General features: G+C 54.7%; 4 protein-coding genes. 1 reads left to right on the forward strand and 3 read right to left on the reverse strand.

The genetic code is table 11. The annotated features are described in order from the left end of the window. On the forward strand, positions 1-197 hold a 197-nt coding region (locus GTP77_RS30410), incomplete at its 5' end, for a hypothetical protein (RefSeq protein WP_223149418.1). 549 nt (positions 198-746) lie between these two features. Here the strand turns inward: GTP77_RS30410 and GTP77_RS29625 are convergent. The 3 genes from GTP77_RS29625 to GTP77_RS29635 form a co-directional block, all read right to left on the reverse strand. After that, positions 747-1,043 (reverse strand): addiction module antidote protein, encoded by a 297-nt coding sequence (locus GTP77_RS29625; protein ID WP_161075731.1) that lies wholly within the window; start codon positions 1,041-1,043, stop codon positions 747-749. Beyond that, positions 1,040-1,306: a type II toxin-antitoxin system RelE/ParE family toxin gene (locus GTP77_RS29630; protein WP_223149419.1), complete on the reverse strand. Its 267-nt coding sequence runs from the start codon at positions 1,304-1,306 to the stop codon at positions 1,040-1,042. Before GTP77_RS29630 ends, GTP77_RS29625 begins: the two co-directional genes overlap by 4 nt. Before the next feature lie 119 nt (positions 1,307-1,425). Continuing rightward, entirely contained in the window at positions 1,426-2,103 is a 678-nt protein-coding gene (locus tag GTP77_RS29635; protein ID WP_161075732.1) for a DUF4123 domain-containing protein, read from the reverse strand. Positions 2,104-2,239 lie beyond the last annotated feature (136 nt).

Here is a 2,239-nt window from a genome sequence, read left to right on the forward strand (position 1 = left end):
GGCTGGACCAGGAAGTCGAGCAGATCGCTTTCCACTGGGGCTCCTCGGGGGCTAGGGGTTCGGCGATGATGGCACTGCTTTGGCAACGCTACTTTGAGCGGGCGCAACGTAAGGCCAAGCAAGCCCCCGGACTGGTCATAGCCCTTAGCCTATTATTCATGCAGGAGGAGATTCCTGAGCTATTCGGTGAAACCTAGAATATAGCGAATTGGAACGTAGCAGTGTCGCGCTGCCGGGAAAGCAGTGGAACTATTCTTTCGCCGTCGCTTCTAAATAAGACCGATCGCTTACCTGAACCTGCTGCTCATAGTGAATCGCCTGTTGCAGACCCAGCAAGGATCAACTGTAGAGATATCGCATGCAACCCGACACCGGACTCCCGCACTCGTCTTTACCTTTCCAAATCCAACCGTGCCAGGCCGACCACGGTAAGACTACCCTCATCGTCGATTCGCAGGGGTTCGTGGTTGCCCGGATACCCAGCGCAGCCTGGAAGGAGAGCGCAGTCCTGGCGCACCCTCATGATCGCGGAAACGCAGCCTTGATCTTGCAGGCAGTCAATTCCTTCTATCCCATGCAGGCTGCGCTTAAACTGCTACGCGACCTGTTAGTGCTAGAGCGTCGTATGACTTCTGAATGTGACCCTGACTTACGGTGGGAATATACTGAGCATGTTGGTGCCGCACTCAATCACGCGGACCAACTCCTGGCAAACCTCGAAGCATGGCAAGCAGTAGATGCGCCAGCTATGCAGCGCATGGCTCGATTCTGAACTGAAGTCCAAGCATGCGAACCAATTTCAGCACGGCTTCAAAACTGGGGAGCCCGCCCGGAGAAAGCGATTGAGCCAATTCATGGGCATCGATCCCGCTTTCCCCGGCGAGTTGCGCCAAGCCAGAGGAGCGGGCGATATCGTCCAACGCCTGGGCAAGCAAGGCAGCGTCGCTGCCGCCCTCAGTAAAACAAGCTGTCAAATATAAGCCCACGTCCTCGCACGTCTGCAAATACTTTGAGCCGTCCCATTCTGTCAGCTGAATTGTCATTCTATGCCTCGTATATCACGCAATAGTTGCCGTGCTCGCTTGATGTCGTCACGCTGAGAAGACTTGTCCTCACCTGCTAGCAAGATGACTATCTCCATGCCACATCTCGCAAAGTAGATTCTGTAACCGGGGCCAAGGTGAATCCGCATTTCCGAGACGCCACCACCAACCGCAGCACAGCCGCCAAAGCTTCCGCTACGCGCACGCGCGATAGTACTTGGATGGAACCGGCGGCCGCCTTTTCCTTTAGGTTCCAGAGCCAGTCGTCAAAAACGGAAGCCGTTAGCACACGTAGCATCACGAACCTTCATTTTAGCAGCATGCCTAAACGCCTAACGCAGCCCTCAGCGTGGCAAGAAAAGGTGCGCTACCTTGGCGCTCCCTATTCGTTTTGACTTTCATAATTATTGAGCTCAACAAACTTGCGAAGGTCCTCCCAAACTTGTTCCAGGTTGGGCTGAGCTACTATCGCAGCGAGATTGGAAAGACGAAGTATTCGGCCTTTTGTTTCGAACACTCCAAGCGCGAATTTGAGAAGTAACGCGTCATCAGCACGGCCCGCAGCAAGCCACATTGCGCGAGCATCACTGGCCCAGCTGAAGGCTTCCATAGGGCTCCTTCCAAACTCTTGGCTTGGCCACATGTTTCGGAGATTTGCGAGCAACCTGTCCGCCCCCATGGCGTCCTTAAGTGCAGCAACCTGACCGTCAGTTAGCACGAATGGCATGGCAGGTGTGTCTTTTCCCAAGGTCGGCGATGGCAATTTATTCATGCCAGCGTCTCGACTGTGCACACGCCAAGTCTTAAGCGGTGCAGCAAGTGCGCTCCACTGAGCTGCGCTCAGATGAAGTGCCAGCGCAGGCAAGACCGCACCGTCGGCGAAGCGCAGGGTCAGTTCTTCGCCAGTTTCAGTTTCAACATAGATAAACTGACGAAGGTGTCGCACAAGTTCAGGCAAAGCCAAGTCCGTGTCGATTACCGTGACATGAAGCGGCGGCCAATGAGCGTTCACCATTGCCATCATGGAGCCGATCTTGTCAGCAGCCAGCGCTGCTTCCACGTCGATGAGTGGGGATCTCGAAAAACTTCACCGAAAATGGCATGATGTCGCAGAGCCAACACTGACCTTCTTCCGATGATCAAAACCAGCTTGTTTGCAGACCAGGAGCGCGAAGCGAAGCTGAACAAGCTTGGCG

The organism is Pseudoduganella aquatica, from assembly GCF_009857595.1.
In the GTDB taxonomy this organism is placed as follows: Bacteria; Pseudomonadota; Gammaproteobacteria; order Burkholderiales; family Burkholderiaceae_D; genus Rugamonas; species Rugamonas aquatica_A.

What these genes read in the sequence shown, in the direction of transcription:
- GTP77_RS29625 (WP_161075731.1), bottom strand. Translation starts at nt 1,043, where the DNA reads ATGACAATTCAGCTGACAGAATGGGACGGCTCAAAGTATTTGCAGACG.